This window comes from Edaphobacter sp., from assembly GCF_035532915.1.
GTDB lineage: Bacteria > Acidobacteriota > Terriglobia > Terriglobales > Acidobacteriaceae > Edaphobacter.
Map to the genome: position 1 here is coordinate 1 of NZ_DATKQC010000200.1, position 5063 is coordinate 5063.

Here is a 5063-nt window from a genome sequence, read left to right on the forward strand (position 1 = left end):
TCGTTACGGACTTCCCCCATTCATCCGACTGCGCCCAAGGCCCAACGCTGGCTACGGAGATGCCGGCGCGAAATCGATGCAAGGCGACTGGAAATCGACTGCGGTTGTCTTTCGTCGCCTGCTCAGCGATTTTCTAGCTGAGAGCTAATCAATCGTCCGATCCAGGACACCGGTAAAACCCAGAAGCCGGCACGGACATGGACCCCGATTTTCATGCCCGTTAGTAGACAGCTGCAACGGTCCGGCTCCAACTTCCCGGGTCGCAGATACTGTGTGCTGGTAAGGTGGCGAGGTTCGGGTCAGCCGATTCCCTAAGCCGCCTCATCCAGTTCGTCGCCTCCGTCGATCGGATCGTCTTCTTCGACTGCCCCGAGGATCTCCTCTTCTTCGTCCGTGTCGGCTGTCGTCGCGGAAGGTGCGGATGCCGGCGCATCGAAGAGACTGGCAGTCTTTGGAGGTTCCGCTTTCCCCGGTTGGGTGGGCTTCGGGGTCTCTTGAGCGCCGGCCTCGGGCTTCGGAGGCTCCTTCTTCGCCGGCGATTGGGTCTTCGAACACGCCTCCGCCTGCGCGGTCTTCGCAGCCGCATCCATCTCAGCCTTTGCCCTGTCCAGAGTGTTCTTCAATTGCATGTGAGCGGAGACAAAATCAACCAGCGTTGCCGGAAGATCCCGGTCACGGTCAAGGGCGTCGTGAGCGCAGGCGTTCTCGCCATCCTTGAGTTTCTGCGGGATGACGTTCACGCGAATCTGGTCTTCCTCGATGTGAGTGACGGTCAGCAGAACTGCGCGCTGCCGCAGATATGGGGCAAGCTCCTTGAACATGGATGTCTCCTTAACTTTCAATTGAGGCGGGGTATCCTCTTTGCTGGTCTATTGTGTTCCGGATCGTCCCGGTGCATGGTGAATACAAGGCTGCGCCACCGCGCCAGAGCTTCTTCCTCGTTGTGTACCATCGTTCAACAATGCTGCATCAAAACAACCGCTACAAGATGTGGTTCGCGTACCGCTCACACAGTACGCATGCGGCGTTGGCGATTCCTACTGTTTAGTTCATCCGAGTTCGGTCACAGGTAGCGCCCGGAACCCATTTGAGAACGGAAAACTGTTCTGTGTGCGCGCGACAACCGCACCGCCAGTCACCCGTGATTTGCCCACTACGTTGCGCACGAAGTCGAGATTCACGGTATCGCCGGCATCCGGCAGTTCTGTCCACTTCGCTTCAAACAGTTCCAGGCGTCCGCCCGCATCAATCACAAAATCAACTTCGCGAGTTCGATCACGCCAAAAAAACAGACCGCCTGCGCGTCCGGCACAACGTTCGCGGTTCCGGAGTTGGGCGAATACAAACGTCTCCCATATTGCGCCTACGGCCGGTGACTGCCGCAGAGCTTCTTCGGAGCGGATGTTCAGCAATGCGCAAAGAAGGCCGGTATCGGCAAAGTATAGTTTCGGACTCTTGACGATAGACTTAGTGCGGTTCGAGAACCACGGCTCGAGCAATACAACCTGACCGGATGTCTCCAGCATGGACAGCCAATGGTTGGCCGTCGAAGGCGCAATACCAACATCGCGTGCCAAGTCGGCCTTGTTCAACAGATTTGCAGAGCGGAGCGCGCACGCCCGCACAAATCTCTCAAAGTCCCGCAGGTTGCCAACATTGGTCAGAGCACGCACATCCCGCTCAAGATATGTAGCGAGATAGGAATTGTAAAAAGGAACCAGATCAATGTCTGGATTGGCGTACAGCTCCGGGAAACCACCCCGCACGATGGCTGTTTCGACCCCGGTTTGCGGCAGTGCCGCGCGAATCTCAGCAAACGACAGGGTTTCGAGTTCCACGATGTCAGCCCTGCCCGCCAACGATTCGGAAACGTTCTTCATCAGCGTGAATTTTTGCGAACCTGTAAGCAGGAATTGCCCGTTGCGGGTGCGGTGGGCGTCTACTTCCGCCTTGAGATGCCGGAACAGGCCAGGCGCATACTGAACCTCATCTATCATGACGGGCGGTGGATGACGTTGAAGAAAACTGCGTGGTTCCTTTTCCGCTTGCTCAGCTTCGGTGGGAAGGTCGAGGGATACAAAGGCATGATTCGGAAACAGACGCAGAAAGGTGGAGGTTTTGCCGGTCTGTCTAGCTCCGGTGAGCACGATCACTGGCCGCGTCTTCGCGGAGCGTTGCAGCCGGGGTTCAACTGCGCGTGAAATCCACATATGCAAAATATACGATAGAATCGCATATTTTGCACGACGTGATGCCAGCGGTGGGATCCCCCGCAGAAAGCGATTCCAGCATAGTCATGGCGTGTATCAATCGCATCATCGACGCTCTAAAACCGAAGCAGCGTAAAATGACGGGAGTGCCCAGGCGTTAGCATGTTGGAAACAGGTCTGGGCATCGACGCATCGACGAAGATTGAGTTTGGACCTAGTTTGGTCATAAGAGACTCGCATTTCGATACGAAGAAAACACGAAGTCCGCCAAATCCGATGCGGCATGTAACTGTCCAAAGTCATCCTTCAAATTTCAGCCAAAACGACATTTTCAAAATCCCAAACTATGCCCAAGCTGCGAAAAAAGACCTCTAAAGAATCGCATGGAACCTCACCATTAAGGACCTTAAGCCGTTGTAAATATAAGAATTACGGGTGTGAACTTTTCCCATCCTGAAACGCGCCAACCACCCAGGTTCATCGCCGGATCTCCCGCATCAGCCGCTTCCAGCGGGTTGTTGGTCCGCAGGCAGCGCCAGACAAGCGCCAGTGTTCTGGAGGCATGGCGTAGTAGCTGAGCGTTTCGTCGATGCCAGCCTCGACGATCTCCATCTCCGCGGCCCTGACCAGCCGCATCGCGCGGAGCTTTTCCACTACCTGGAGAGCTTTTCCCTTAGCCGCCTTGGCATCTTCCTGGGCATGAATGGCCTTCAGCATCGCCGCTACTTCCTTCACCTTGCCGGTCGGCACCGCCGTCCACACGTTGCGATAGAAATGCACCACGCAGCGTTGCCATTTCGCCTCCGGGTAAAACTCCGCAAAGTTCTCCACCAGTCCCAGGCACTTGTCGGAGACGAACAGCTGCACACCCGTCAGGCCGCGCTGCTTCAGCTCACGCAGAAACTGCGTCCAACTGGCCTTGTCTTCCTTGGTGCCTTCACTTACCGCCAAAATCTCCATAGTATCGACTGAACTTCGAGGTAATAGTTTCCCAAGGAGATGCTTGAGCCGCCATCGATGGCGCAACTGGTGAGACCAGCTTCTTCAGAACCTGACTGGGGCAGGGCCTTCGAGGCCGATGACCTGATAAGGAGAAGAAGCGCAGATTCCATTATGGCCCGCGAGGAAAGCCCTTCCTCCGTAGTGAGAGGCCGGATATATGTGCGCGTCTCTATCCCGCTGCGGCTATCGTTGAAAGCTCTTGCATACCGGACGGATCCATATATGTTCCCGCTTCGTCTACCTTGCCGTCCTGCACGGGTCTCTCTCTTGACATTTAAGATGGTATATAGCATGATATCTATCGAGGTGGCGGAATGGCACAACTAGAAAAAGCGAAAGTCTTCATGAGCGGAAGGAGCCAAGCTGTTCGTATCCCAGCGGGGTTCCGCTTCTCCAGCAAGGAGGTCTATATACGGCGCGACCCAAAAAATGGCGACCTGATTCTTTCCCAAGCTCCGGACAATTTGGCGGAAATCTTCGCCGCGTTCGATAAGTTGGGGGTCCCAGAGGATTTTCTCACTCCCTCGGACAGGGCGCAGGGGCCACCCCAGGATCGGTCTGAGATATGACGTCCCTCTACATGCTCGACACCAATATGGTCAGCTATATTGTCCGAGGCCGGTCCTCTACCGCCCGTACCCATTTGCTCGGGTTGAAGGATGACGAGATCGGCTGTATCTCCGTTATCACCGAGGCTGAAATCCGGTACGGCTTGGCCAAGAGGCCGGAAGCCACCGCCCTCAAGGTACTCATGGACGGCTTTCTCGCCAGCATCCGCATCCTGCCTTGGGGCCGGGATGAGGCGCAGGCGTACGGCATATTGCGTGCCAAGCTGGAGGTTTCCGGGATGACACTCGGCAACATGGATATGATGATCGCCGCCCATGCGGTAACAACCGGTGCCGTCCTTGTAACCAACGACAAGGCGTTCGGGCAGATGAATGAGCTTCACGCAAGTGTGAATTGGGCGACCGATATATAGAGATATAGGCGTGACCAGACCGTGGTGAATTTCCCGTCTTCCTGGCACTTTGACCCGCCTGCTTTGGCATCTGCATCCGTCACAGCACGATCCCGATTTCGTGGGTGGCGGATGGGGCTTGCTTGATTTCAAGTGCGGATGTTTTCGAGACATCGGCACTGAGCTGCGGGCCGAGCTTGGAAACGTCGTCGGTAAAAAGCGTGGCTTCGTGGCTGGCACGAGAAAATCGAAACGTAGCCGAAGCGGGCGTTGAGCAGGTCTGGATGGACGGATGTATCTGCGTGGATTAGCCCAAGTTCGTCACGAAAGAGGCCACAGATGGGCTAAGTGGTTCAGAATCAGTTCAGGCTACTGCCGAGTTTGCACTACATTTGCGTTGAAATCGAAGATGTTCTGGCAGGCTGATTCCGAGCTGCCGGAGCAAAGACTTCTGCTCTGCTGTTGGCTCGGTGATCCGCCGCAGCCTGATCTCGCGGCCATCGGTAGTGGGCAGAACGATGTCGGCGCTCTGTAGCGTGGATAGCAGGGCGATGGCTCTCATCGGCGTCATGGGCTTGGCGTTATCGACACCGCTTACCGATGGCGCAGGCACAATCGGAGGCCGGCGCTTGAGCAAATGTTTCAGGGTGACCCATAAGGCGTAGCCGAGGAACGCGACCAGGATGTGCGCTTTCACGCGCGGCTCCAGCTGATGGAACAAGGGCCTGACGGAAAGCTCGCTCTTCAGTGCCCGGAAGGAGGCTTCGGCCTCAGTCAGTTGCATGTATTTGGACCATAGCTCCTCGGCCGTGTCCGCGGTGAGATTGGTGCGCAGCAAATAAGCGCCCTCGCGCGCTTCGCGCCAGTTCTTGCGATCTTCCTTGATCTGC

Annotated in this window: 4 protein-coding genes and 1 pseudogene; 1 reads left to right on the plus strand and 4 read right to left on the minus strand. The window is 56.3% G+C overall.

Annotation, left to right across the window (positions count from 1 at the left end; all coding sequences use genetic code 11):
* Positions 1–311: 311 nt before the first annotated feature.
* The 3 genes from VMU57_RS09925 to VMU57_RS09935 all read right to left on the minus strand — a co-directional run bounded on the left by VMU57_RS09925 (position 312) and on the right by VMU57_RS09935 (position 3170).
* A complete protein-coding gene (locus VMU57_RS09925; protein ID WP_325382938.1) occupies positions 312–821 on the minus strand; it encodes a hypothetical protein in 510 nt (169 codons plus the stop codon).
* Positions 822–1049: 228 nt separating this feature from the next.
* Positions 1050–2153 (minus strand): ATP-binding protein, encoded by a 1104-nt coding sequence (locus VMU57_RS09930; RefSeq protein WP_325382940.1) that lies wholly within the window; start codon positions 2151–2153, stop codon positions 1050–1052.
* A 534-nt stretch (positions 2154–2687) separates the two neighbouring features.
* Positions 2688–3170 (minus strand): transposase, encoded by a 483-nt coding sequence (locus VMU57_RS09935; RefSeq protein WP_325382942.1) that lies wholly within the window; start codon positions 3168–3170, stop codon positions 2688–2690.
* A gap of 607 nt (positions 3171–3777) precedes the next feature.
* Here VMU57_RS09935 and VMU57_RS09940 point away from each other — a divergent pair.
* On the plus strand, positions 3778–4194 hold the full coding sequence (locus VMU57_RS09940) for a type II toxin-antitoxin system VapC family toxin (RefSeq protein ID WP_325382944.1): 417 nt from the start codon (positions 3778–3780) through the stop codon (positions 4192–4194).
* A 343-nt stretch (positions 4195–4537) separates the two neighbouring features.
* On the opposite strand, the pseudogene VMU57_RS09945 reads toward VMU57_RS09940, so the two are convergent.
* Positions 4538–5063, minus strand: a pseudogene (locus tag VMU57_RS09945) (hypothetical protein); the annotation flags it as partial.

Coding starts and splice junctions, on each gene's coding strand:
- VMU57_RS09925 (WP_325382938.1), bottom strand. CDS start 821: ATGTTCAAGGAGCTTGCCCCATATCTGCGGCAGCGCGCAGTTCTGCTG.
- VMU57_RS09935 (WP_325382942.1), bottom strand. CDS start 3,170: ATGGAGATTTTGGCGGTAAGTGAAGGCACCAAGGAAGACAAGGCCAGT.
- VMU57_RS09940 (WP_325382944.1), top strand. CDS start 3,778: ATGACGTCCCTCTACATGCTCGACACCAATATGGTCAGCTATATTGTC.